We start from the raw sequence: 23,501 nt of genomic DNA, 5'->3' as shown, positions 1-23,501 counted from the left end.
CTATCGACCGGTCCGGGGTGGCCGGTTCGTCATGTATTGAATTGCCGAGTACAGCGCCATGCCGGCCACCATGGCCGCCACGAAGATCAGGGCTTCCCGCACGCCGGCCGCAGCCGCCACCAGCGCCGGGCCGGGGCAGAAACCCGCCAGCCCCCAGCCCGCGCCGAACGCCAGGCTGCCCAACGCCAGCCGCGGATCGATGCGCGTGGCCGTGGGCCAATGCAGCGGCTCGCCGGACAGGCTGGCACGGCGACGGCGCAACCAGGCAAAGCCCGCTGCCGTCACGGCCAGCGCACCGCCCATCACCAACGCCAGCGAAGGATCCCAGCTTCCCGCCAGGTCCAGGAAGCCCAGCACCTTGGCGGGGTTGGCCATGCCGGAAACAAGCAGTCCCAGACCGAACACCAATCCCGAGAGAAACGCGAACAAGGCCACCATGTCAGCCTCCCATCAGGTGCCGCGCGACATACACGGTGGCGAACCCCGCCGCCATGAAAAGCGCCGTCGCCGCCAGGGAACGGCGCGAGCCGCGCGCCAGCCCGCAGACGCCGTGGCCGCTGGTGCACCCCGACGCGTAACGCGTGCCGATGCCAACCAGCAGGCCGGCCGCGATCAGCCTTGCATTGCCCGCTTCCACCACGATCGGCGGCAGCGCGCTGCCCAGCCGATACAGCCAGGGCGACAGGCACAACCCCAGCAGGAACGCCAGGCGCCAGCCGGCATTTCGATCAGGCGGCAACAGCCCGCCGAGGATGCCGCTGATGCCGGCGATGCGGCCCGCGCCCAGCATCATGAGGACGGCGGCCACGCCAATGACCGCGCCGCCGGCGAGCGCGCTTGCGGGGGTAAAGGCGGACAGGTCGATCATGATGCGAGCGCCGCCATGGTCCGACCGCAATACAGGCTCGACAGTGTCTTCATGACCTGGTTGACCTCGAAGCTGGCCAGTTGGTAGTACACGTACTTGCCCTGGCGCCGCGTGCTCACCAGGCCCTCGTCGCGCAGCACGCCCAGTTGCTGCGACAGCGTCGGCTGGCGGATGCCGGTCAGGGATTCCAGTTCACCGACGTTGCGCTCGCCCTGCACCAGTTGGCACAGCAGCAGCAGCCGGTCTTCATTAGCCAGCGCCTTGAGCAGCGCGCAGGCCTGGGAGGCGGATTCGCGCAGCGCGGCGACTTCGCAATCGTTCAGGGCAGTCAGCATTTGATGGGGATCAATCGGCGGAAAAGAGTTTGATCATTATATTGACGGATAAACTATCCAACAATATTATTGAAAAATATATATTGTTCTGCGCACCCTCCTCCTTTGCTCCCGGCGCCCCCTCTCATGAACCCGCATATCCAGGCCTTCTTCGACCCGGTCACCGCCACCGTTACCTACGTGGTCCACGAGCCCGTGGCGGGCGGCGCCTGTGCCATCATCGATTCGGTGCTGGACTACGACCCCAAATCCGGCCGCACCAGCACCGCCAGCGCCGACCGGGTCGCCGCCTATGTGCGCGAACACGGACTACGCACCGACTGGCTGCTGGAAACCCACGCGCACGCCGACCACCTGTCGGCCGCGCCCTATCTTCAGCGCCAGTTGGGCGGCGTCATCGCCATCGGGCAGAGCATCCGCACCGTGCAGGGCGTATTCAAGAAGATCTTCAACCTCGAACCCCAATTCCAGCTCGACGGTTCGCAATTCGGCCGCCTCTTCGCCGATGGCGAAACCTTCCAGATCGGCGCCCTCACCGCGAGCGCCATGCACGTGCCCGGCCATACGCCGGCCGACATGGCCTACCGCATCGGCGACGCCGTCTTCGTCGGCGACACCCTGTTCATGCCCGACGTCGGCACCGCGCGCTGCGACTTTCCCGGCGGCGACGCCCACCAGTTGTACCGCTCCATCCGTCAGCTGCTGAGCCTGCCGGACGACACCCGCCTTTACATGTGCCACGACTATCCGCCCGCCGGCCGAGAAGCCGCGTGGCAGACCACCGTGGCCGAGCAGCGCCGCGCCAACATCCACGTGCGCGACGGCATCGGCGAAGACGACTTCGTCACCATGCGCACGCAGCGCGACGCCACCCTGTCCATGCCCACGCTGATCCTGCCCGCCATCCAGGTGAATATCCGCGCGGGCCATTTCCCGCCGGCGGAAGACAACGGCGTGCGCTACCTCAAGATTCCCGTCGACGCCCTGTAGCGGGCGCGCGCCGCGGCTTGCCGGGCGGCGCACTTGCGCGCCGCCGGGATATCCCGCAAGATCGGCCGGTCACAAGATTGCCGATCAAACGGAATCCCCTCATGTTCGCCGAAGCCGAAGCCGACCCCGTCCTGTCCAAGGAAGCCTTCAAGCCGCTGGAAGCCAAGCTGCGCGTCGCGCTGCTGAATGCGCAATACCAGCGTTTGCAGAAGGCGGAGAAATCCCTGCTGGTGGTGGTGGCCGGCATCGACGGCGCCGGCAAGGGCGCCACGGTCAACCTGCTCAACGAGTGGATGGACCCGCGCCACATCAGGACGCTGGCCTACGGCCCGCCGGAAGGCGGCGAACTGGAGCGTCCGCCGATGTGGCGCTACTGGAAAGACCTGCCGCCCAAGGGCAGCACCGGCATCGTTTTCGGTTCCTGGTACACGCCGCTGATCCGCGAAGCCGCGCGCAAGAAGCCCAACCAGGACAGCATCGAGGCGCAGTCGGTGGCCATCCGGCGCTTCGAGGCCATGCTGGCGGCCGAGGGCGTGCAGATCCTCAAGCTCTGGTTCCACCTGTCGTCCGACGCCCAGCGGGCGCGCGCCAAGCGCCTGCTGGCCAGTCCCGAGACCTCCTGGCAGGTCAGCCCGGTCGACCTCAAGGTGTACAAGAAGTATGACCGCATCCGCAACAGCGGCCAGGTCGTCATCAACCATACCGACAGCGGCCATGCGCCCTGGGTGGTGATTCCCAGCGCCGATGAAAACATGCGCGCCGCGCGCACCGCCGAAGCGGTCCTGGCCGCCATGCGCCAGCAGAGCGTGCCGCGCATCCCGCCGACGTTCGTGGCCCACACCGGCCCGGCCCGCATCCTCGACCGGTTAGGTCAATTGGACTATGACGCCAAGCTCGACCGCGAGGACTACGAGTCCGAGCTTGGCTTGTTGCAAGGCCGGCTGGCGCGCGCGGCGCGCTCGAAGAAGTTCCAGGAACGCTCGCTGGTGTTGGTGTTCGAGGGCCAGGACGCCGCCGGCAAGGGCGGCGCCATCCGCCGCATCACCCACGCGCTGGACGCGCGCCAGTTCGACATCACGCCGGTGGCCGCGCCCAACAGCTATGAACTGTCGCGCCCGTACCTGTGGCGCTTCTGGCGCCATGTGCCGCGCCGCGGCCGCATCGCGATCTTCGACCGCTCCTGGTATGGCCGGGTGCTGGTCGAACGGGTCGAAAAGCTCACCCCGCCCGCGCAGTGGCGCCGCGCCTATGCCGAAATCAACGACTTCGAGGCACAACTGGCGGGCAGCGGCGCGCTGGTGATGAAGTTCTGGCTGGCGATCACCGCCGACGTGCAGCTCGAACGCTTCAAGGACCGCGAGAAATCGCCGTTCAAGAACTTCAAGATCACCCCCGACGACTGGCGCAATCGCGACAAATGGAAGGAATACGCCGCCGCCACCAATGAAATGCTGGCGCGTACCGACGTCAAGCACGCGCCGTGGCACCTGGTGTCGGCCAACGACAAGCGCTACGCTCGCCTGCAAGTGCTGCGGCACATCGTCGAAACCCTCGAAAACCAACTTTGATCCGCAGGAGGCCCCGCGCCATGAGCTCCGCCGAAATCCGCCCCGCCGTCGCCACCGATTTTGACGTCTGGCTGCCGCTGTGGAAAGGCTACCAGGACTTCTATCGCGTCGACATCGCCGATGCCGTCACCCGCAACACCTGGGCCCGCTTCCTGGATCCCGCCGAGCCGATGCACGCGGCATTGGCCTACGACAGCGGCAAGGCGGTCGGCATGGTGCACTGGATCTTCCACCGCTCGACCTGGACGGCGGGCGATTACTGCTACCTGCAAGACCTGTATGTGGATCCCGCCACCCGCGGCACCGGCGCCGGCCGCAAGCTGATCGAGCACGTCTACGCCCAGGCCGCCGCCGCCAACTGCGCCCGCGTGTACTGGCTGACCCACGAGACCAACGCCACCGCCATGCAGCTGTATGACCGCATCGCCGACCGGTCCGGCTTCATCCAGTATCGCAAGGTGCTGCCGTGAGCGCGCGCGATCCGGACTGTCCGCTGTGCCAGACCGACGGCGGCACGTTGCTGTGGCGCGGTCCGCACCTGCGCCTGATCGAGGTCGACGACCCCGACTATCCGGGCTTCACCCGCGTGGTCTGGAACGGCCACCTGGCCGAGATGACCAGCCTGTCGACCCATGGCCGCGACCTGCTGATGCGGGCCGTGTACGTGGTCGAGGAAGCGCAGCAGTCCATCCTGGCGCCCGACAAGATCAATCTGGCGTCGCTGGGCAACATGGTGCCGCATCTGCATTGGCACGTCATCCCGCGCTGGCGCGGCGACCGCCACTTCCCCGACCCGATCTGGGCGGCCCCGCGTGTCGCCGCGGGTGCCGAATCCGCCGACTGGCACGCGCGCCAGGCACGCGTTCGCGCCTTGTTGCCACGCTACCGCGACCGGCTGGTCGAGGCCATGAACGCACTGCTGTGGCACTGAGGCAGCGGCACGGAACGCGCCGGCCCGATTTCACCGCCGGCCGCCGGCCCGCCAGCCGCGGGCGGCCAGCCAGCGCAAATAGACGTACTCCACCTGGGTGGCGGTGACGGCCGGCGAAAATCGCCCTCCCTCGACATAGGCGCGGCCCATCCGGCCCATGGCGCGCCGACGCGCCGGATCGTCCAGCAATTCGTCCAGCGCCCGCGCCAGCGCCGGCACGTCGCCCGGCGGCACCAGCAGGCCCGACACACCGGGCAGCATGGTTTCCGGCACGCCATCCACGTCGCCGCCGATCACCGGCACGCCAAGTCCGGCGGCCTCGATGAACACCGTGCCCAGGGCTTCGCGACGCGTCGGCAGCGCGAAGATGTCGAATGCACTCATGACGTCGCCGATGTCTTCCCGCCGGCCCAGGAAATGGACGTGGCCGGCCAGGCCGAGCGCCTCGGCGCGCTCGCGCAGCAATGACAACAACGGTTCGCCATCGCCCGCCAGCACCAACCGCGCCCGCGGATGCCGGATGACGACGCGGCGGAAGGCGTCCAGCAGGTCATGGTGGCCCTTGTCGGCCCTCATCGCCGCGACGCAGCCGATGACGGGCGTGTCGGCCGACAGGCCAAGCTCGCGCCGGACACGGCCGCCGCCATCCGCGCTCAGCGACTCGACCGGGGAATGGACCATGGCGACCTTGTCCGGCGACGCGCCGCCATCGAGCAGCTGGCGGCGCACGAAATCGCTGACGGCGATCACGCCGTGCGCCAGCCAGGTGTAGGCATAGAGCGAGTGGATCGGCTTGGCCAGGTGGCGGGTGCGCACGATCAACGGCGTGCGGGCCAGGCGGCCGGCGATGGCCCCCAGCACCGTATCGCGCCGGCTGTGGGTATGGATGACGTCAAAGGGAGTCCGGCGCAATTGCCGGTGGATCCGGGCGATGGTGCGCCAGAAATTGGCCACGCCGTCCATCGGCAGCATGTGCACGATAAAGCCGGCCTGCTGCAGGCGCACCGCCAGTTCCGAGCGCGGCTGGCACACGGCTTCGAGATGGTGGCCGCGCTCGCGCATGGCGACCATTTCCTTGTAGATGCAGTATTCCTGGCCGCCGAACGAGGTGGCCGCCTCCGTGTGCAGGATGCGCAACCGGGGCGGACCGTCGTCGGGCAGGGCCGCCGGCCCGGCCATCTCCTGGTTCCAGCCGCAGCCCTGCCAGATCAGATAGGCGCCAAGATAGGCGCAATCATCGGGCGCAAGCCCTGGGGCCCCATCGCTTGGGGCTTCGGCGGCAACCAACCGGGTGCCTTGCCAGACGCGGATGGCGCCCGCGGTGGACAGGTCGAACCGCGCCCCCTGTGCGACCCAATCCATCACCCGGGCGCTGGCCTGTAGATAGGCCACCCGATAGGCGGGGTCCGGCGCTACCATGGGCTCTGGCCGCACCTCCACCATCCGGCCGGAGCCGTCCGCTTTCGGGTGGTACATCAAGACGTAAAGCGGCGACAAAGCGTGATCTCCTGGCATTCGGAACGACGGATTCGGGATGGGACCGGACACCGGCCTCACCGGGTCGAACAGAGTCAAATCCTATAGAAATCAACGCCCTTTACGCCTAGGACTGGTCTGAATTCAGGTAATATTCAACATCACAGGTTTTACGCTGCACCGCAGCAATCAAGGAGTGGATATTGACCCTGCAGGCCCCGCACCCGTCCCGGCCCGTCTCGTTTCTGCAGGCGTTCCTTCGCTCCGAAGCGCTCGGCGGCTATGTGCTGATGCTGGCGGCCGCGGTCGCCCTGGTCATCGCCAACAGCCCGCTCGCCCCGCACTATTTCGAAGTGCTCGGCACCAAGCTGGGATTCCAGGCCGGGCCGGTCATGCTCAAGGAATCCGTGCTGCACTGGATCAATGACGGCCTGATGGCCGTGTTCTTCCTGCTGGTGGGCCTGGAAATCAAGCGCGAGGTGCTGGATGGCCAACTGCGCGGGGCGGCCCGCATCGTACTGCCCGGCATCGCCGCCCTGGGCGGCATGGCAATGCCTGCCCTGATCTACGTGCTGATCAACCTGGGCAGCCCCGACACCCTGCGCGGCTGGGCCATTCCGGCCGCCACTGACATCGCCTTCGCGCTCGGCATCCTGGCCCTGCTGGGCAGCCGCGTGCCAACCTCGCTGAAGGTGTTCCTGACCGCGCTGGCGATCCTGGACGACCTGGGCGCCATCGTCATCATTGCCTTGTTCTACACGTCCGAACTGAACCTGTTCGCGCTCGCCATGGCCGGCGCGCTGCTGGCCTGCCTGGTCTGCCTGAACCGGGCCGGCGTGCTGCGCCTGACGCCCTATCTGCTGATCGGCGCGGTGCTCTGGTACTTCGTGCTGAAGTCCGGCGTGCATGCCACGCTGGCGGGCGTGGCGCTGGCGCTGACCATTCCGCTGCGCCCGCAGAACCAGGGCCACGCTGGCGCGCGCTCGCCGCTGCACGCGCTGGAACACGCGCTGCACAAGCCCGTGGCCCTGCTGATCGTGCCGGTGTTCGGCTTCGCCAACGCCGGCGTGTCATTCGCCGGCATGGGCCTGTCCAGCCTGGCGCAGCCGGTGCCGCTGGGCGTGGCGCTGGGCCTGTTCCTGGGCAAGCAACTGGGCGTGTTCGGATTTGCCTGGCTGGCCATCAAATCGGGCGTCGCCAGCCTGCCGCGCCATGCCAGCTTCACGCAGCTCTATGGCGTGGCGCTACTGTGCGGCATCGGCTTCACCATGAGCCTGTTCATCGGCGCGCTGGCCTTCACCGATCCGGCCGCGGTGGACGCCACCAAGATCGGCGTGCTGACCGGCTCCCTGGCCTCGGCGGTCGTGGGTTTCCTGCTGCTGCGCGCTGGCGCCGCCGCCGCGCCCGAAGCCAAGGCCACGGTCTAGCACGGGGCTTGCCGGGGAGTAGACTTGGGGCATCCGCCACAGGAGCCGCCATGAAGCCGTCCGCCATTTCCGTGCAACGCGTCTACGAAGGCATCGGACCCGACGGGCACTACCGGGCCCTGGTGGACCGCCTGTGGCCGCGCGGCCTGCGCCGCGCCGACCTGGCGCTGGACGAATGGGCCAAGGACCTGGCCCCGAGCGCCGAACTGCGCAAGTGGTTCTGCCACGTCGACGAACGCTGGGACACCTTTCGCGAAAAATACCTGGCCGAACTGGCCGAACCCGCCCAGCAGGCCCGCATGGCCGCCCTGCTGCAAGCCGCCGGCGAACGTCCGCTGACCCTGCTGTATGGCGCCCGCGACACCGAGCACAACCAGGCGGTGGTGTTGCGCGACGCGCTGCTGGACCATGCCCGGCACCACCGCAAGCGCCTGGCCCGGACCACGGGCTAGCCGACATTCACAAGACGCCTCGCAAGGTTGCCCGCAAGGGCAGTTTTTACAACCCTAGCGGCCCGCCGTGGTCGGGTTGGACAGCGGGAAGCTGCTGTCGGTCAGGCAGGCCTTGATCCAGCCGTAATCGTCGCTGTCGTCGACCTCGCCATCGACCTGGGGCAACGGCTTGGACGGATAGGTCGGCGCGTGCACCTTGGGCCCCGTATTCCAGCGCGCGTCATCGGCAATGCTGCCCGGACAGCTCTCGTCATTGCCGTTGTAGGAGCAGGACGCCACCGGCACCGGCTTGTTGTCCACCACCTTCGCTACGTAGCGCTGGACGTAGACCGAGCCGGTGGCCCAGTATTCATCCGTGCTGCAGACGCGGTCATTGTTCTGGTAGTAGCGGGTGGCAAAGCAGGCGTAATACTTGTAGTCCGGCGGCAGCACGTCGCAGGACACGTCATAGCCGGAGTATGGACCGCCGGTGAACTGCTTGCGGAACTCGCGCTGGCTCAACGCCACGCGGATCAGCCTGGGGATATCGTCGCCCTTCCCGCGTTCCTTGAACTCGCTGGCGCGGGCACGGATCAGGTCGGCCGCGATCGCGCCGGGCGTCTTGTCGTCGGGCAGCGATTCGGGATCGGACGCCAGGCCCTCCAGGCGCAGGTCACGGGCTTCGACCCAACGCCGCTGGCTGGCCACCAGCATCGCGCGGATCTCCGCGTCCGGCGCCTGCTTCAGCAAGGCGGCGTAGGCGCGGTTCAACTCGGCGTCGGCGGCCACCGCCGCGCGATCCGAACAGATCAGCTTCTCGGCCGCGTTGCTGGCCTTCTGGCAATTGATTGCCAGCGCGGACGCCGATACCACGCTGATGCCCACCAGGCCCAGCAGTTGTGCCACGCGCTTGCCGAAATGCATTGTGCTTCTCCCCGGCGGCAGCCTCAGCGGCTGACGACCTCGCTGTCTTCCATGACGATGCGGTAGCGGTTGCGCAGGTCAAGGACGTAAGTGAAATTGGACGTGCCAGTCGCGGTCTTGCCGCGCTCCGGGCTCGACACCTTGAAATCGTAGAGGCCCTTGACCATGCACATCTGGTCCTGGCACTTGGCCTTGAGCGAATTCTGGTCCACCACGAATCGCCGCACCGGCCAGCGCGCGAAGTAGGCCTTCTTGTCCGCCAGGATCTCCGACTTCGGCCGCGACTTCTTGAAGTAGTCGACCGTGTCGGCGTAGAACTCGCGCGTGAAATTCATCGCCTCTTCATTGGTGCCGCTGCCCGCCTGGATCATCAGGGTCGCGGCGTTGATCGCGCGCTGTTCGTCGGACAGCGGCGCGGGCGCGGGATCCTTGGTCATGTAGGGATTGGCCACCGGCGGCGGGTTGGACGGCGCCGGCGCGGCGGCGGGCGCGGCCGGCTTGCGCGGCGGCAGCCGGGTGTCGTCGTCGGATGCCTGGGCCTGCGGCGCGGGCGCGGCGGCTGGCGTGGAGGCCGGCGCTGGCCGCTGGCCGCCCTGCTGCGACTCGTTGGCGGCCGTTTTCACATTGCCGGTGCGATTGATGCCGTACTTGATGATCTCCTGCGGCGAGAAGAAATACATTTCCTTGGACGGGGTGCTGAACATGATGCCCAGCACGTCGGCCGACACCCCGTACTTGGGCAGGGTGGTGACGATATCCGACACGCCGAACTGCGCCTGTTCGCCCGTCATCTCCGGCGCGGTGATCTGGTGCACGCCGAGCCGGCCTTCGGCCAGACGCTGGCGGCCGGCGAAGAACACGAACGCGCACGCCGAGGCACAGTAGCTGTCCTTCGGAATGTAGGTGTTGAGCCCGCGTTCGTAGACCTCCTCGGCCACCACCAGCCCGATGTGCACCAGGCCGCCGCCGTTGTTCTGCAGGATCAGGGTGGAGATGGTCGGATGCTCGCGCAACGCCTTCTTCATGTGCAGCAGGTCGTTAGCGCTGACCGCGCCGACGTAGATCAACAGGTTCGGTTCGCTGGGCAGGTAGAAGAACGGGCCATAGCGCTCGGGTTCTTCCTTTTGCGGCGCGGGCGACTGTGCCTGGGCGGGCGCCATGGACAGGCCCGTCAGCGTGAGTGCCAGGCCCATGGCCAGTGTCGTCAGTTTTCTTTTCAGCATCATCAGTCCTTGTCCTCGGAACGCATGCCACGGGCCGGATCGCCTCCGGTTCGCGCCGTCATCCCCGCGTTGGGCGGCGCGGCCCGCCCCCTCGAATCCGGGATTTTATCCATCTCGCCGGCCATCGCCAGTTTCCGAGGCCCGCGAGTCGCGCTACCGCGCCTGGCAGGCCTGCACGCCGCCGGCAATCGCGCGCGCCAGCCGCTGGATGGTCTCCGGCCTGGCAAGACGCGCCTCCTCGTCCGGATTCACGATCACGCCCGCCTCCACCAGCACCGCGGGCATGGTGGCGGTCTTGAGCACCGCCAGCCCGTCGTAGCGATGCACGCCCAGGCGCCGGTCCAGCAACGGCCGGTTTTCACCGGCGATGGGTTCGGCGTGATACAGCGACGGCTTCTCGCCCGCCGCCAGCAACGCCTCGCCGATCGCCTGTGCGCAGCGCAGGCTGTCTTCGTAGCGCGGATTGAGCTGCGAGACAAAGATGGAGAACCCGGCGAATTCACGCTGGCGGCCCGCGTCGATGTACTTCTGCTGCATCGAATCGTGGTGGATCGAGATGAAGAAATCCGCATCCGGCGCGATCCGGGTGCGCCGGCCCAGCGGCACCTCGGCGCCGTCGGCGGACACGCGGGTCACGCGGTTCCCGGCTGCCGCCAGGTCGGCGGCCACCGCGCCGCTCAGGTCCAGGTTGTACAGATACTCCACCCGGCCGCTGGCGCCGGTCGCGCCCGGCTGCTTCGGGGTATGGCCGGTGTCCACCACGACGTGGGCGGCCTGCGCCGCCCCTGCCGCCAGGACCAGCAAGGACGCCGCCATGCGCCGCGCCCATTTTCCCGCCACGTTCCCGCCCTTGCCCGCCTGACCCGCCATGACCGATGCCACGTTTGTCTTTGTCCTGTAAGAAATCCGGATAGCCGCCTCGCGGCGGCGTCGACTGCCGCGGATTCTCCCGCAGCGGGCAGCAATCGGCAATGTCCGCTTGGGGCGTGCAGGGCCGGTTGGTAACAGCCCGTCCCGGCGTGCGCCGCGCCGCCGACGGCCGCCTCTCGGCCGCGATGCCGGTGTCAGCTCTGGCGCGAAGCGCCGGTGGAAGCAAATGACATAGATGGTTACCGAGCCGTGGCGTTCAGGCTGCGCTCATCCTGGAGCGCTACCATCAAGCCATGCCCCTCGCATCCGCGGGCGCACCCCGGCCCGCGGCATCCTTACCCGGAGGTTCCCCAGCATGAGCAATCTGAACGGAAAAGTGGCCGTCGTCACCGGCGCGGCCAGCGGCATCGGCAAGGAAATCGCGCTGACCCTGTCGCGCGCAGGCGCCGCGGTCGCCATCGCCGACCTGAACCAGGCCGGCGCCGACGCCGTCGCCCGCGAAATCGAACAGGCCGGCGGCAAGGCCATGGGCGTGGCCATGGACGTCACCAACGAAGACGCCGTCAACCAGGGCATCGACCGCGTCGCCGCCGCCTACGGCAGCATCGACATCCTGATCTCGAACGCCGGCATCCAGATCGTCAACCCCATCGAGAACTTCGCCTTCGCCGACTGGAAGAAAATGCAGGCCATCCACGTCGATGGCGCCTTCCTCACCACCAAGGCCGCGCTCAAGCACATGTACAAGGATGATCGCGGCGGCGTCGTGATCTACATGGGCTCGGTGCACTCGCACGAAGCCTCGCCGCTCAAGTCCGCCTACGTCGCCGCCAAGCACGCGCTGCTGGGCCTGGCGCGCGTGCTGGCCAAGGAAGGCGCCAAGCACAACGTGCGTTCGCACGTCATCTGCCCCGGCTTCGTGCGCACCCCGCTGGTTGAGAAGCAGATTCCCGAACAGGCCAAGGAACTGGGCATCAGCGAAGAAGACGTGGTCAAGAAGGTGATGCTGGGCGATACCGTCGACGGCATCTTCACCACCGTCGAGGACGTGGCGCAGACGGCGCTGTTCCTGTCGACCTTCCCCAGCGCGGCGTTCACGGGGCAGTCGTTCGTGGTCAGCCATGGGTGGTACATGCAATAAGGGCAGCACGGAGCGAGAGCATCGCGGCCCGTCCCGAGGCCGCGGCCCGCCCCGCTATCGAGGTTCCGCCCATCGGCCTGGCGTGCGCGCAAACGCCGCCGGGAAGTCTTGATATCCTTGAACCGTAGCCACGGCGCTGCGCATGATGCGCCGTCCGACTTCGATTTGAGGATTGCCATGTCTTTCAGCACCGACGCCTGGGCGCGCAACGCCGCGCTGTACGAAGAAACGCGCACCATGCCGTTCAACCAGGAACTGGCCAGCGGCCAGCTCAGCGAGCAGGCGTTCCGCCACTACATGATCCAGGACGCCCACTACCTGCTGGCCTTCGGCCGCGCCCTGGCGGTCGCCGCCGCCAAGGCCGACCATGCCGACGGCGTGGGGCAGTTCGCCGACGCCGCCAAGAACGCGGTGGTGGTCGAACGCAGTCTGCACGAAGGCTTCATGAAGCAATTCGGCATCGATGCAGAGACGTTCGCCAGCACCCCGCTGTCGCCGGCCAGCCATCACTACACCAGCTTCCTCATCGCCACGGCGTGGAGCGCACCGTATCCGGTGGCGCTGGCGGCGTTGCTGCCGTGCTTCTGGATCTATGCCGAGATCGGGCGCGACATCCACTCGCGCGCGACGCGTCCCAATCCCTATGGCGCGTGGATCGATACCTACGCCGGGGAAGAATTCCACAGTCTGGTGCGCGAAGTCATCGCATCGGTGGACCAGGCGGCGGACAAGGCGTCCGCGCAAACGCGCGACGACATGCACCGGGCGTATACGCATGCGGCGCAGTTGGAATGGATGTTCTGGGACTCGGCGTATCGGTTGGGGGAATGGCCGGTGTGAGACGACGCGTAGCGGATAGGCCCTGCGACTGCGGTCAGACCTTCGGCATCACGGTCGCAGGGGGTTCCGGGCAGGGCGAAGCCGGCGTCAGCGGCACCTGCCGTTCCGCTGCGCTGGCGCCGGGCACCGTGATGTCCTGCACCACGACCGCGCGCCGCTCCACATAGACCTCGTAGTCCTTGCCAGCGGCTGGCGTGAAATACCCCGCATTCTTCGTCTCGGGCCAGCTCGTGGTGGTCACGGACCCATAAGGCCCGGCGCTTCTGTACGTCCCGCCGACCTGACCGTAAATGGTTACCGGAATACCCGCCTTGATGATGAATTCGTCGAACACCAGGCCCGAGATGTTCGGCGAAGGCGGCATTCCAACGCTACCGCTACCGCGCATGTGCGAGCGCTGGATCGTTTCCAGGCCGTCACCGTGACCGAACAGGCCCGATGCGGGCAGGAAGCACGTCCTGTCAAAATCCAGGCGGATGCGATCCGCCGTATATACATACACGCGAACCCGCGCACTGCTGCCAGCGTCGTAACGACTGAGAATATTGGGATTGGTGGCGGAGCAACCCACCAAGGCGCCACCCAGCAACACAGCGGGCGCCATGCAACGCAATACAGCAATCATCTACCACTCACTCAAAAGAGAAGAAATTAGCCAGGGCAAACGCGGTGCTCACTTGCCATAGGCATCGCGAGGTTCGGCCAGGCGGAACAAGCCTGTCTTGCCGCATTGATAAGGATAGGCCTCGATGCAGCGCTTGCGCATCGTGCGCGCCAGCATTTGCGCCATATCCGCCGCGATCCGCAGGCCGTCTGCGGCCGGCCCCCGATTGGAGTAGTCGCGCAAGGAAATCGGATAGGTGTCTTCGGCGTAGCCGCGGTATTCACCCGATACGGCGTCATACAGGCGCACCTTGATGCTTACCGATGGGCCGTATTGCTGATAGCCGCCAAAGCCATAGGGTTCGCCCAATGCCACCACATACTTTGCCCCGATGGCCGCTGCGTCTTCCTTCAAGGTCAACGGCCGCGCGGAATCCGGATTCACCTTGCGCAGCTTGAATGTCGCCTTGATACCCGCCGCATCCATCGCGCCGGGTAGTTCGTTGTTCAGGGCCTTGCAGACCGCCTCGGCTGCATACAGCGCTGGCAGCGCAGTACGTGCGCCGATCCAGCCCGTGTCGTCGATTTTCTTCTGGTAATTGCAATCGGACGTATAGACCAACACCGGACTGATCACTTCATCCGGCTCGGGGTTCGTCGCCAAGGGCTTGGCCGGGGAACCCATGATGAAGGCGCAGCCCGACGTGAGCAGCAACACAGCGGCAGTAGCTGCCAATTTAAGTGAACGCATGATATTCGTGGTATTCAATGAAGCAAACTGCGGACGGGTGGAAGTCGCCTACTTAGCCGTAACCGGCTCGGCAAATTGGAAGATCTCGGTGTAGACCGTGGAGCCACCCAGATCCACCACGGCAAACTCATCCGCGTGATAGAAACCCTCAACGTGCTTGCCCGCTAGCAACGCAGGTGGTGAACTTTGAACTTGGCAATTGGGGCAGGCGGTCATGGAAACGCGTCATCCATATCATCTATTGCACGCACACTCGCGCGTTGGGGCGTGCCAGGAACTGGGCACACCGTTAACGCGGAATCGGCACACCCTGTGTAGAGGCTAGTCGCCGCGGGTGTCACGAGGCTCCACCAGTTCCGATAAATCGGACTGAGTTCACTGATCCGTCTTGACATCGCGCCGCCGGCCACCTGGTTGCCCTTGGTGGTGCCCAGACCCGCCGACCTTTCTTTCGAGACACCGCCGCCAAACCCGAAGCCTCCGCCTACCGCAATCTGATTCGCGCTGTAGCTGGCGGAATAACAATTTTTAAAATGCCTGGACCGCCAAAATACGGACTGACTCAGCCATACGGTTCTTTTGCGTACGTTTCAAACGTATTCTTGCCCGTTTCCAAATAAAGCCTGAAGCATACTGGACACCGATAAACGGTTACGCTCACCTCATCAACGAGATCGTAAATTTCGTCTCCACTGGAAACCTGCCCAACATCTAATCTATCGGCAATTTCACCCACACGCGCCATGGGTACTAAGCGCCACTCACACTCAGGCCAAACACCGGACAAATTCAGTACGTTTCCACACTTGCAAGCAAATTTTGGCATTTCAGCCTCCTGAATTTGGTCGATTAAAGCGCACGATAATTCCATTCGATTGCTGGAAGAACAGCGTATTGATAGATTGCGCACTTGGTTTGCCCCATGTACGAGCAGCAATAGAGGCCATATCAGAGTCTGAAAGATCTGCTTGAACAAGAACACCGGAAGCTTGGTCGGCCTTCCCTTCGATAGCCCTGGTAATCGCGTTCACAGACGTCCCACTCTTGGGGGTATAGACATCCACTTGGCCAACTCCACTTACAGACAAATCGGCCGTTCGTACGTTTGGAATGCCTTGTGAAGATGCGGTAGCTTGCTGAATTACATCGTATCCTACGCTCGCCAAGCCTTGCCCAGCACGAAGCTCGTTAGCATCTGGCTTTGCACCCGCTTCTATAGTGACGTTGCCCCTATTTTCGGCCTCACTCAATATAATCTGCGGCCCTGGTGGATCAAGCATGGGCGTGGTAGTAGTGGTTCCACCGTTAGCACCGTTGTTCTCCTGCCCAGGCACACCGATAGGAGCTTGTCCATCCGCTGGCTTGCCAGGCACCGAAACGTTTTCATTGCCACCGGTCTGACCCGGGGGAATCGGCAACGGAGGTACCGGCTCGCCTGGCTTGCCTGGGATGGGTTCCATCGATGCAGGCGTCGTAATGTAGCGAGTCACTGCGAGCAGCAGCGCTTGGTTTTCATCCAGCTGAGGATTTGCAGCTCTGAGCGCAGCAACTGCTGCACTGATCGCGGCAAATGCCGCCGGCCCGATCACCTTCTCTTGACACGTCGCCGACCTGAAACACAGCCCTATCAGCGCTGGCCCACCCCGCTTGAGCAACAAACCAACAGCGTTGTTCTCAGTCTCCAAGCGGCCGCTATTGACTGCCCCTCCTGCATCAAGACCGAGGCCAAACGCCACGCCTGCCAGCAGGTTTGACACCAGATTGGCGCGTGCCTCACGCTGCTCGACGCTAAGCCCCGACTCCGAACCGCGATCAGCGGCATCAAGCAACGCATTGACGACTGAAGCAGCCCCTGCTCCCAAGGCCGACGAGGAGCAGCCCGTCCCTTGCGCCGCTCCGCCCGCGCATCCCACAATCGCATGCAGCGCGGCGCGCGTGGCGTCGGCCTGCGGTGACGACCCCAGGCCGTCCGCAAAGAGCTTTACCTGCTGTGCAGTCAGCCCTTGCAGGTAGTTCACTGCACTCGCCCTCGCGGCCTCGGCAACACCTCCCGAGACGTTTCCGCTTATGCCGCCAAGGATGGCCGTCGAAATTAGACGATAGTCGCCACCGGGAGCCCACCTAAGGGCGCTATCCAGCTCATTCGCGAGTTGAGCGATTCGTTGCGCGTCGCCGCCGCCTGGCTTTTGCAACTCCTTGGCCAGAGAAGAAGACAATGCATCCGCTTCCCTAGCCCGATTCGTCAGGAACTGCCCCAACTGCCGGCTGGCCTCCGACGCGATCTCGAACCCCGCCTCGATCTTCTCCTTGTCAAAGATCGGCTTCAGCGTGTTCAACGTGTCCGACGTATCCCGATTCAGCGCCGCAATCGTCTCCGCCACAGTCTTGCCTGTCAGCGCCCGCTGTCCTTCTTCATCGCGGATGATGATGGTGCCGCCACTGATGGCGCTTTGGGTCGTGGAATTGCTATTGCCGCTGGCCGCAACCACCGTCGGTAGATTGCCGGAAAAGCCCCCACTCGACGCCAAGGAAGTGCCTGCGTCCTTGCTCGCGCCGCCGGCCACCTGGTTGCCCTTGGTGGTGCCCAAGCCAGCGGGGCTTTCTCCCCCCGCCGACGCACTACCGCCAAACCCGAACCCTCCGCCCACGGCGATTTGGTTGGCGCTATAGCTCGCCGAGTTCTTGATGTCGCGAGTGACCAATGTCCCGGTTCTGAGCATGTTCAGTCCATCTGCCACCGCCTTGTCGCTGCTGGCGATGACACTACCGATCAACGTCGTGTTGTTCTTGACGTCGATCAGGAACCCACCGTCGCCCGCCCACAAGCCCGTCTGTTCAGTGACAGACTTGAAGTTGCTGTTCATCTTGCCGGTGCCGAAGTTAGCGGCAGCCGTACTCTGGCCATAGCAATAGGGCGGAATGCACAACGTGATATTCACGCCAGCGCTGGTCTGTTTTGAGGTGTACGTGCTTGTATCTTGCAGGCTCTCCAGCAACAGGTTGCCTCCTACCGAGGCCAGAATCTGTTCAGCCTTTCCGGATGCGCCTTTTAGGGTCGTGTCTCCCCCCGACTGCAACGCGAGCACATTGCCCGCGGTGACGGAACTGTTGGTCCAGCTGTCATCCCGGCCGTTCTCCTTGCCCCGTGCAATGGAGGCTCCCAACTCCACCGTCAAACCGTTGGATGTGCCGGTGCTGTAGCCGATACCAATATTGAAACCGCTGCTCTTGCTGTCCGTCTTCTGTTCGTAGAAGTTCTTGGCCGCCTGCAGCAGGATGTCGCCGTCGGCCTTCAGCACGGCATTGTTGCCCGCCGACAGGTTGGAACCCGAAACCGTTATATCCGATGCGCTTCCCGCGCCCTTGGCGACAATCGTCAGGTCCTTGCCCGCAGCGATGTTCGATCCCACCGAGGTGGACGAGCTTCTATCCGTAGTGCTGCTGCTCTTGCTGCTGCCGAAGCTGATCTTGATGCTGCCGCCGCCCATCTTGTCGATGGCACCGGCGTCCTTTACCGCGCCGGCGGCCGCGACCGCGTCATAGGCGTTGCTGGCCGCAAGCGCTGTGGTTCCACCCGCCAGCGCGGTCATGACCGGATTGCCGGACTTTCCGGATGCTTCCGCCATACGTCCGGCCGTTTGCATGGCGCTGACCACAGGTGTGCTGGCCGTGACACTGAAGCCAGACTGCTTCATCTCGTGCACTTCACGCTGGCGCATCGTGTCGAAACTGCCAACGATACTGACGTCCCGGCCGATCATCGTGATGTCGCCTTGCCGTGCCAGGACATCACTGCCAAGCACGTTCAACGAACCGCCCGCGTTGATCAGCACGTCCCCCGTCACACTGCCGATGGTGCTACCAGTATTCAGGCCACGCTTGGTGTCCATCCAATCCGTCGTCTGACGCGATCCGTAGCTGAGGCCTCCCAGTCCACCAAAGCCGGACTTCTTGATCTTCTCGTACTGGTATTCGTTGGCGGAGTTCTTTTCGGCAACGATATTGACATTGCGATCCGCCGACATGACCAAGTCGTTCTGTGCCGCCACGTTGGAACCCAGCACATTCAGATCACGCCCAGCCACCATCACGGCGCTATCGCCGGTGAAGGTGGAAGACACCGCCTGCGTCCAGGACGCTTCCTTGATGCGGTGTGTCGTCTTGCTGGAGAGGAACCCCTTCGTCTTGTAATAGATCTCGTTATAGGTATACCCGCTGGAATCCCCCGCCAGCACATTGATATCGCGCCCCGCGCCCAGCGCCAACTGCTTGTCGGACGACACTTGCGCGGCAATGGCATTGATATCCTGCGCAGCCATCAATGTCAGGTTCCCGGCAGCGGCTATGCGGGTTCCCACGTCTTCCGTCGTACGCATCTCCGACCGGTTCTTCTTGCCGAAGTTGAACGACTCGCCGTAGCTCGTCCCAGCGGCGGTCAGGTTGATATCGTTGCCGGCGCGAATGCTCGCATCACCGCTGGTGACGATGGCGGCAGCCTGCGCGTTGACGTCGCGGCCCGCCTGCGCATTCAGCGTTCCGGCGTCGATACGGGCGACCCCGTCGACGATGGTGTTGCTGATTCCGCCCCGCACGTTCGATTGGGTGCTGGCGGTGAGGTTGATGTCGCGGCCCGCGGTCAGCGTGACGCCGTCACCCTTGAGCAACCCGGCCAGGTTATCGATGTCGTTGCGCGCATTCAGGTTGACAGTCTTGCCCTGGATCGTGCCCACGGTGTTGCGCACGTTCTGCGCATCGACCACCAACGCGTTGCGTGCGCCGAGGGTGCCGCTGTTGTTCACGTCGCCCGTCGCGCTGATCTGCGTGTCACGGCCGGCGATCAACGTGCCCTCACCGCGCAGGTCGCCCGGCTTGACGGCCAGGTAGACCTGCGGGGCCAGCACCTTCTGCTGCGTGCCGTCAGGCAGCGTCACGGTCTGCTCCACCATCCAGACGATGTCGCTGGTCAGGTGGCGCATCTGCTCTTCGGTGAGCGCGGTGCCCACGGCCAGGCCGAACTGCTTGGCGAAGTCGGCGCCGGCGGAAAGCAGCGCCTTGTACTGGGTCTCGTTATCGGTGTAGTCGCCGACAAAGCGCTGGCCGGTGGCCAGCATCACCTGTTCGGCCACCAGCTTCTGCTCATAGAAGCCGTCGCCCAGGCGCTTGAGGACGTGGCCCGGGTCCTGGTTCAGTTTCTCCAGCAGGAAATCGCTGGACACCACGGCGCGCGAACCGATGAACTGGCTGTCGGTGGCGATCAGATAAGGCGCGTTGGGCGCCGTGATGACCTGGTACAGCTTGCTGGTCGGAAGGGTCGGCGGCAGCACCACGACAGCGATGGTCTGGTTGCCCGGCAGCGTGATGCGCGTCAGGGTCGCCGGCGGCAACGCCTGGACGACGGTGCTGGCGCCCGGCGTCTGGCCGGAAGGCGCGACCGCGGCGCCGCCCTTCGCATCGCCCAGGCCGGTCTCGATGCGTTCGGCCAGGACGGTGGCGTTGTAGTCGGAACGGTTGTACTTGCGGGAGTCGTTCTTTTCGTAGGTGTAGGCCATGGTGCCGACACGGTCGACCGTGCGCAGTCCCTCGGCGCCGACGTTGCTCAGCGTTCCACCCTCGGTTTTCAAGGCGCCGCCGGCGAGGATGCGGCTCTTGTCATTGACGATGTTGCCAACAAGGCGGGCATTGCCGCCCACGATGATCTTGCCCGGATCGCTCTCTGTGATGCGGGTCTCGCGCGTGATCTGGGTCACCTCATAGAAGGTGAAATCCTTGATCATGCGGTTGTTGCGGAAGTCGGCGTTGAAGTCCTTGATCTTCTCGTTCAGCGTGTCGTACAGCACCAGGTCGTGGTCGTACTGAGCCTGTTGCTGGGCCAGGTCCGCGGGGCAACGCAAGCCGCAATCATCCGGCGACGGGGGCCGCCTGATGCCGCTGGGACGCTCTACCTCGAAGACGGACCAGATCTTGGCGTCGGGCTTGTACAGGAACTGTGCGGGGTTGGTGTAGCACCCGCCCGCATCGCCGCCACTGCAGCCGGAGTATTCGGCGATATATGCCAGGCCAATCGGCGCGCTGACACCCGCGCGCCCCTGCTGGTCCTCCTGGATGTTGCTGTAGTCGAACGGCGGCCCATACTGGCTTTCCGGATAACGCGCCGACGGCATCAGCAGGCGCCGCTCGTCGTACTGTCCCATCCAGCTGGGGTCGCGACCGCAGATGGACTTGACGGTGTTGCAGAACCACATGCCTTCGCCGTCGACGATGTCGGTGGTGCCATCCAGGCGGTAGAACCATTTGGCTTCGCGGCTGACCTCGACGCTTTCGCTGGCGAAGTGCAGGTTGCGGTTCTGAATGCTGGCGGCGGCGATGTCGGCGTTGCGCTCGACTTCGATAGTGGCGGACTCGTTGGACAACAACGCCGCCTGGCCGGCGGCCTTGCCGGTGGCGTCCAGCGTGCCGCCCAGCCGCAGGTCGCCCGCGGCGTAGATCAACGCGTGCTCGCGATTGGTCAGCGTGCCCACGCCCAGGTCCATGTCGCCACGCGAGGCGATGACGGCATTGGGTTCGTTCTGCAGCAACGGCGTCTTGATGCCGATGCGATCGCCGTAGATGCGGCCGGTGTTGAGCAGATTGCCCGCGTTGATGAGTGTGTAGCCGCCGTCGATCAGGCCGGCGTTGCTCAGCAGGCCGCCGATGATCAGTTCGTTGTTGCGCACCGCGATCAATTCGCCGCCGGCGCGGTTGGTCAGCGTATTGGCGGTGATTTTCAGGTCCTGGCCAGAGTGGATCTTGCCGTCGTTGTCGAGGTTGCCGGTGACCAGCTCCAGCGAGGTGCCGGCGGTCAGGGCGCCGCCGGTGTTGGTGATGCTGCTGAAGGCGAGCTTCGCATTGGCGTCGGACGAGACGTTGCCGCGCGCATTGTCGAGCGCGCCGGTAGACAAGGCCAGGTCCTGGCCAGCGCCGATGCGGCCAGCCTGGTTGTCGATGGATCCGGTGTCCAGCATGACCTGCTTGCCCATCAGGCCCAGGGCGCCCGCGGCCGTGCTGCCTGCGCCGGCGATGCCGTTGGCGAGGGTGTCGCGGTTCTTCAAGCTGCCGGCGGTCAGCGCCAGCGCGTTGTCGGCCTGGATCAGGCCGGCGCTGTTGTCCAGCGTGCCTTGCGTCTTGAGCGTGAGGCCGTTGGCCGCGACGATGCCGCGCGTGTTGGACAGGCTTTGTGCGCTCAGCGCGGCCTGCCCTTGCGCGGCGATGGTGCCGCCGGCGTTGTCGATCGCGCCGACGGTCTTCAGGTTCAATTCGCCGCCGCTGGCGACCTTGCCGCCGCTGTTGGCGAGACTTGCCGCGTCGATGCCGACCGTGCCGCCATACAGGCCGCCTGACTGGTTCTGAATCGCGCCGCCGGTGGTGACCGCGAGTTTGGCGTCGGCCTGGGCGATGCCATTGCGGTTGTCGAGGCTGGCCGCCTGGATGTCGGTGGCGCCGCCGAGCAGCTTGCCGCCACGGTTGTCGAGCGCGCCGGCCGTCTCGACGCGCAAGGCGTCGTTGGCCTGCACCGATCCCCCCTGGTTGTCGATGCCGTCGGCGCCGCGCAGTGCCACGCTCTGGCCCGAGACCACGCCACCGGCCGCGTTGACCACGGACCTGCCGCGCAGGTCCACCGCGCCGGCGCCGGCCAGCGTGCCACCGGTGTTGTCGATGGCGCCCGCCACCTGGCCGTCGAGCGCCGCACCGCTGGTGAGTTTGCCGCCCGTATTGTCCAGGCCGGCCGCGCGCAAGGCCACGGAGCCGCCATAGACAGAGCCGCCGTGATTGGTGACCGCGCCCGTGGCGTCCACGCGCAATGCGCCCCCGGCGACGAACTTGCCGCCCGACAACCCCAGCGCGTTCGCGGTGATGGTGGCATCGCCACCCGCCACCAGGGTGCCGGGGTTGAGCAGCTGGTCCACCTGCGCGCTCAAGGCGCCGAGCGGACTGATGGAGCCGTCCGCCTGCAAGCCCGCCGTGAGCGCGCCGCGGTTCTCCAGCTGGCGCGCCACGATGCTGGCGTTGCCAGCCGAGGACATGGCCTGGTTGTTGATGACCTTGGCGGCGGCGTTCAAGCCCAGCGCGCCGCCCGCGGCGACCGTGCCGTCGTTGACGATGTCGCCGGCGCTTTGCACCGCGAGGTTCGTGGCGGCCTGCAGCCGGCCCGAGGGCTGGATCCGGACGTCGCCGTTGGCGCTGACCGTCAGTGTGCCCGTCAGCGCCGCCAGGTTGCCGCCGATGTTCACGCCGACCCCGGCTTCCGTGCCGATCAGGCGGATGCTGTTGGCATACATGCCGCCCAGCGCGGCGACGTCCAGCGCCACGCCGGTGCCCGCGCCGGCGCCGGTCAGGGCCGACACGTCGATGCCGTCATAGCCGACGCGCGCCGCGCCCGCGACCACGTTCAGATTGTTGGCCCAGACTTGGGCGTTCAGTTCCAGCGTGCGCGCCATCAGGTCGAGCTGACTGAGGTTGGCGCCGTAAAGGCCCGCGCCTTCGATGGCGAGGCGACCACTGGCGATGTCGAAGCCCAGCGCGCCATCCGGACCGATGACCGGCTTGCCGGTGGTCAGCGTGGCGCGGTTGGCGTTCAGGAAGCCGCAGCCGTTACAGGTGATGCCGGCGGGGTTGGCGACGATGACGTTGGCGCGGTTGCCCGCCACTTCGAGCATGCCCATCAGTTGCGACGGATTGGGCGCCGTCACCTGGTTCAGGATGGTGGCGGCGCGCTGGTTGCCCAGCATCGGGTTGCCCGCGACCTGTCCGGCCAGTTGCGTCTGGCTGGCCGCGCCGCTGTTGTTCAGCACCACCCCCGAGGGGCCGACGTTGAACTGCGTGTAGCGGTTGTTCGAGACGCCGCCGGCCGAAGGCGGCGCGATATTGACCACCGGCACGCCATTCGTTACGCCCACCACGGGCTTCTGGCCCGGCACGCTCTTGTCGACGGAAATGGGCAGGGTCTGCGCCAGGACGGGCGTCCAGATCTGCGTGTACAGGACCAACCAGACGACTGCGGAGCGAAGCTTGGACATGACGAGGGCAACTCTCGGTAAGCGTGAAGCAACTGAACGGACGACGGCCGGGGCGCACAGGCCCCGAACG

19 protein-coding genes are annotated in these 23,501 nt (G+C 65.5%); 8 read left to right on the top strand and 11 right to left on the bottom strand.

Translation table 11 applies throughout. The annotated features are described in order from the left end of the window. The 3 genes from HV742_RS05685 to HV742_RS05675 are packed head-to-tail and all read right to left on the bottom strand — an operon-like array spanning position 1 to position 1,203. Positions 1-438, bottom strand: coding sequence for a YeeE/YedE family protein (locus tag HV742_RS05685; RefSeq protein WP_049076974.1), 438 nt, complete (start codon positions 436-438; stop codon positions 1-3). A 1-nt stretch (position 439) separates the two neighbouring features. Continuing rightward, positions 440-871, bottom strand: a complete 432-nt coding sequence (locus HV742_RS05680) for a YeeE/YedE family protein (RefSeq protein WP_059273123.1) — start codon at positions 869-871, stop codon at positions 440-442. After that, positions 865-1,203 (bottom strand): ArsR/SmtB family transcription factor, encoded by a 339-nt coding sequence (locus HV742_RS05675; RefSeq protein ID WP_054505676.1) that lies wholly within the window; start codon positions 1,201-1,203, stop codon positions 865-867. Before HV742_RS05675 ends, HV742_RS05680 begins: the two co-directional genes overlap by 7 nt. 126 nt (positions 1,204-1,329) lie before the next feature. On the opposite strand from HV742_RS05675, the gene HV742_RS05670 reads away from it, so the two are divergent. The 4 genes from HV742_RS05670 (at position 1,330) to HV742_RS05655 (ending at position 4,692) form a co-directional block, all read left to right on the top strand. Next, complete coding sequence (locus HV742_RS05670; RefSeq protein WP_175144662.1) at positions 1,330-2,193, top strand: MBL fold metallo-hydrolase; 864 nt, start codon at positions 1,330-1,332, stop codon at positions 2,191-2,193. A 101-nt stretch (positions 2,194-2,294) separates the two neighbouring features. After that, positions 2,295-3,761: a polyphosphate:AMP phosphotransferase gene (gene pap, locus HV742_RS05665; protein WP_049076982.1), complete on the top strand. Its 1,467-nt coding sequence runs from the start codon at positions 2,295-2,297 to the stop codon at positions 3,759-3,761. Positions 3,762-3,781: 20 nt separating this feature from the next. After that, complete coding sequence (locus HV742_RS05660) at positions 3,782-4,231, top strand: GNAT family N-acetyltransferase (RefSeq protein ID WP_054419825.1); 450 nt, start codon at positions 3,782-3,784, stop codon at positions 4,229-4,231. Then, complete coding sequence (locus HV742_RS05655) at positions 4,228-4,692, top strand: HIT family protein (protein ID WP_049076988.1); 465 nt, start codon at positions 4,228-4,230, stop codon at positions 4,690-4,692. Before HV742_RS05660 ends, HV742_RS05655 begins: the two co-directional genes overlap by 4 nt. A 30-nt stretch (positions 4,693-4,722) precedes the next feature. Here HV742_RS05655 and HV742_RS05650 read toward each other — a convergent pair whose 3' ends face one another. Next, on the bottom strand, positions 4,723-6,111 hold the full coding sequence (locus tag HV742_RS05650; protein ID WP_437340584.1) for a glycosyltransferase: 1,389 nt from the start codon (positions 6,109-6,111) through the stop codon (positions 4,723-4,725). A 260-nt stretch (positions 6,112-6,371) separates the two neighbouring features. Here HV742_RS05650 and nhaA point away from each other — a divergent pair, with 260 nt between their 5' ends. After that, positions 6,372-7,595 carry a Na+/H+ antiporter NhaA gene (nhaA, locus tag HV742_RS05645; RefSeq protein WP_175144661.1) on the top strand — a complete coding sequence of 408 codons (1,224 nt, stop codon included), beginning with the start codon at positions 6,372-6,374 and terminating at the stop codon, positions 7,593-7,595. A gap of 50 nt (positions 7,596-7,645) precedes the next feature. After that, on the top strand, positions 7,646-8,047 hold the full coding sequence (locus HV742_RS05640) for a DUF488 domain-containing protein (protein WP_054418453.1): 402 nt from the start codon (positions 7,646-7,648) through the stop codon (positions 8,045-8,047). A gap of 54 nt (positions 8,048-8,101) precedes the next feature. Here HV742_RS05640 and HV742_RS05635 read toward each other — a convergent pair whose 3' ends face one another. The 3 genes from HV742_RS05635 to HV742_RS05625 form a co-directional block, all read right to left on the bottom strand. Further along, positions 8,102-8,950, bottom strand: coding sequence for a lysozyme inhibitor LprI family protein (locus tag HV742_RS05635; protein WP_175144660.1), 849 nt, complete (start codon positions 8,948-8,950; stop codon positions 8,102-8,104). A 23-nt stretch (positions 8,951-8,973) separates the two neighbouring features. Then, positions 8,974-10,176, bottom strand: coding sequence for a COG3904 family protein (locus HV742_RS05630; protein ID WP_236749496.1), 1,203 nt, complete (start codon positions 10,174-10,176; stop codon positions 8,974-8,976). Between the two features lie 150 nt (positions 10,177-10,326). Further along, a complete protein-coding gene (locus HV742_RS05625; RefSeq protein ID WP_175144659.1) occupies positions 10,327-10,989 on the bottom strand; it encodes an N-acetylmuramoyl-L-alanine amidase family protein in 663 nt (220 codons plus the stop codon). Positions 10,990-11,398: 409 nt separating this feature from the next. Here HV742_RS05625 and HV742_RS05620 point away from each other — a divergent pair, with 409 nt between their 5' ends. After that, positions 11,399-12,184: a 3-hydroxybutyrate dehydrogenase gene (locus tag HV742_RS05620; protein WP_049076994.1), complete on the top strand. Its 786-nt coding sequence runs from the start codon at positions 11,399-11,401 to the stop codon at positions 12,182-12,184. A gap of 177 nt (positions 12,185-12,361) precedes the next feature. Continuing rightward, positions 12,362-13,024, top strand: coding sequence for a thiaminase II (gene tenA, locus HV742_RS05615; protein ID WP_175144658.1), 663 nt, complete (start codon positions 12,362-12,364; stop codon positions 13,022-13,024). A 34-nt stretch (positions 13,025-13,058) separates the two neighbouring features. On the opposite strand, the gene HV742_RS05610 is transcribed toward tenA, so the two are convergent. The 4 genes from HV742_RS05610 to HV742_RS05600 all read right to left on the bottom strand — a co-directional run bounded on the left by HV742_RS05610 (position 13,059) and on the right by HV742_RS05600 (position 23,431). Further along, positions 13,059-13,649, bottom strand: coding sequence for a hypothetical protein (locus HV742_RS05610; RefSeq protein ID WP_254600980.1), 591 nt, complete (start codon positions 13,647-13,649; stop codon positions 13,059-13,061). 48 nt (positions 13,650-13,697) lie between these two features. Further along, positions 13,698-14,378, bottom strand: coding sequence for a hypothetical protein (locus tag HV742_RS05605; RefSeq protein WP_146074682.1), 681 nt, complete (start codon positions 14,376-14,378; stop codon positions 13,698-13,700). Positions 14,379-14,940: 562 nt separating this feature from the next. Then, positions 14,941-15,204, bottom strand: coding sequence for a DUF8617 domain-containing protein (locus HV742_RS32625; RefSeq protein ID WP_496350038.1), 264 nt, complete (start codon positions 15,202-15,204; stop codon positions 14,941-14,943). A gap of 1 nt (position 15,205) precedes the next feature. Next, positions 15,206-23,431 (bottom strand): hemagglutinin repeat-containing protein, encoded by an 8,226-nt coding sequence (locus HV742_RS05600; RefSeq protein WP_175144657.1) that lies wholly within the window; start codon positions 23,429-23,431, stop codon positions 15,206-15,208. Positions 23,432-23,501 lie beyond the last annotated feature (70 nt).

The sequence above is a fragment of the Achromobacter ruhlandii genome (assembly GCF_902859695.1).
GTDB lineage: Bacteria > Pseudomonadota > Gammaproteobacteria > Burkholderiales > Burkholderiaceae_B > Achromobacter > Achromobacter ruhlandii.
The sequence above is the reverse complement of the archived record's forward strand: the minus strand, read 5'-3'. Positions and strand labels throughout refer to the sequence as shown.

What these genes read in the sequence shown, in the direction of transcription:
- HV742_RS05685 (WP_049076974.1), bottom strand. Translation starts at nt 438, where the DNA reads ATGGTGGCCTTGTTCGCGTTTCTCTCGGGATTGGTGTTCGGTCTGGGA.
- HV742_RS05675 (WP_054505676.1), bottom strand. Translation starts at nt 1,203, where the DNA reads ATGCTGACTGCCCTGAACGATTGCGAAGTCGCCGCGCTGCGCGAATCC.
- HV742_RS05670 (WP_175144662.1), top strand. Translation starts at nt 1,330, where the DNA reads ATGAACCCGCATATCCAGGCCTTCTTCGACCCGGTCACCGCCACCGTT.
- pap (WP_049076982.1), top strand. Translation starts at nt 2,295, where the DNA reads ATGTTCGCCGAAGCCGAAGCCGACCCCGTCCTGTCCAAGGAAGCCTTC.
- HV742_RS05660 (WP_054419825.1), top strand. Translation starts at nt 3,782, where the DNA reads ATGAGCTCCGCCGAAATCCGCCCCGCCGTCGCCACCGATTTTGACGTC.
- HV742_RS05650 (WP_437340584.1), bottom strand. Translation starts at nt 6,111, where the DNA reads ATGGTAGCGCCGGACCCCGCCTATCGGGTGGCCTATCTACAGGCCAGC.
- HV742_RS05640 (WP_054418453.1), top strand. Translation starts at nt 7,646, where the DNA reads ATGAAGCCGTCCGCCATTTCCGTGCAACGCGTCTACGAAGGCATCGGA.
- HV742_RS05635 (WP_175144660.1), bottom strand. Translation starts at nt 8,950, where the DNA reads ATGCATTTCGGCAAGCGCGTGGCACAACTGCTGGGCCTGGTGGGCATC.
- HV742_RS05630 (WP_236749496.1), bottom strand. Translation starts at nt 10,176, where the DNA reads ATGATGCTGAAAAGAAAACTGACGACACTGGCCATGGGCCTGGCACTC.
- HV742_RS05625 (WP_175144659.1), bottom strand. Translation starts at nt 10,989, where the DNA reads ATGGCGGCGTCCTTGCTGGTCCTGGCGGCAGGGGCGGCGCAGGCCGCC.
- HV742_RS05620 (WP_049076994.1), top strand. Translation starts at nt 11,399, where the DNA reads ATGAGCAATCTGAACGGAAAAGTGGCCGTCGTCACCGGCGCGGCCAGC.
- tenA (WP_175144658.1), top strand. Translation starts at nt 12,362, where the DNA reads ATGTCTTTCAGCACCGACGCCTGGGCGCGCAACGCCGCGCTGTACGAA.
- HV742_RS05610 (WP_254600980.1), bottom strand. Translation starts at nt 13,649, where the DNA reads ATGATTGCTGTATTGCGTTGCATGGCGCCCGCTGTGTTGCTGGGTGGC.
- HV742_RS05605 (WP_146074682.1), bottom strand. Translation starts at nt 14,378, where the DNA reads ATGCGTTCACTTAAATTGGCAGCTACTGCCGCTGTGTTGCTGCTCACG.
- HV742_RS32625 (WP_496350038.1), bottom strand. Translation starts at nt 15,204, where the DNA reads ATGCCAAAATTTGCTTGCAAGTGTGGAAACGTACTGAATTTGTCCGGT.
- HV742_RS05600 (WP_175144657.1), bottom strand. Translation starts at nt 23,431, where the DNA reads ATGTCCAAGCTTCGCTCCGCAGTCGTCTGGTTGGTCCTGTACACGCAG.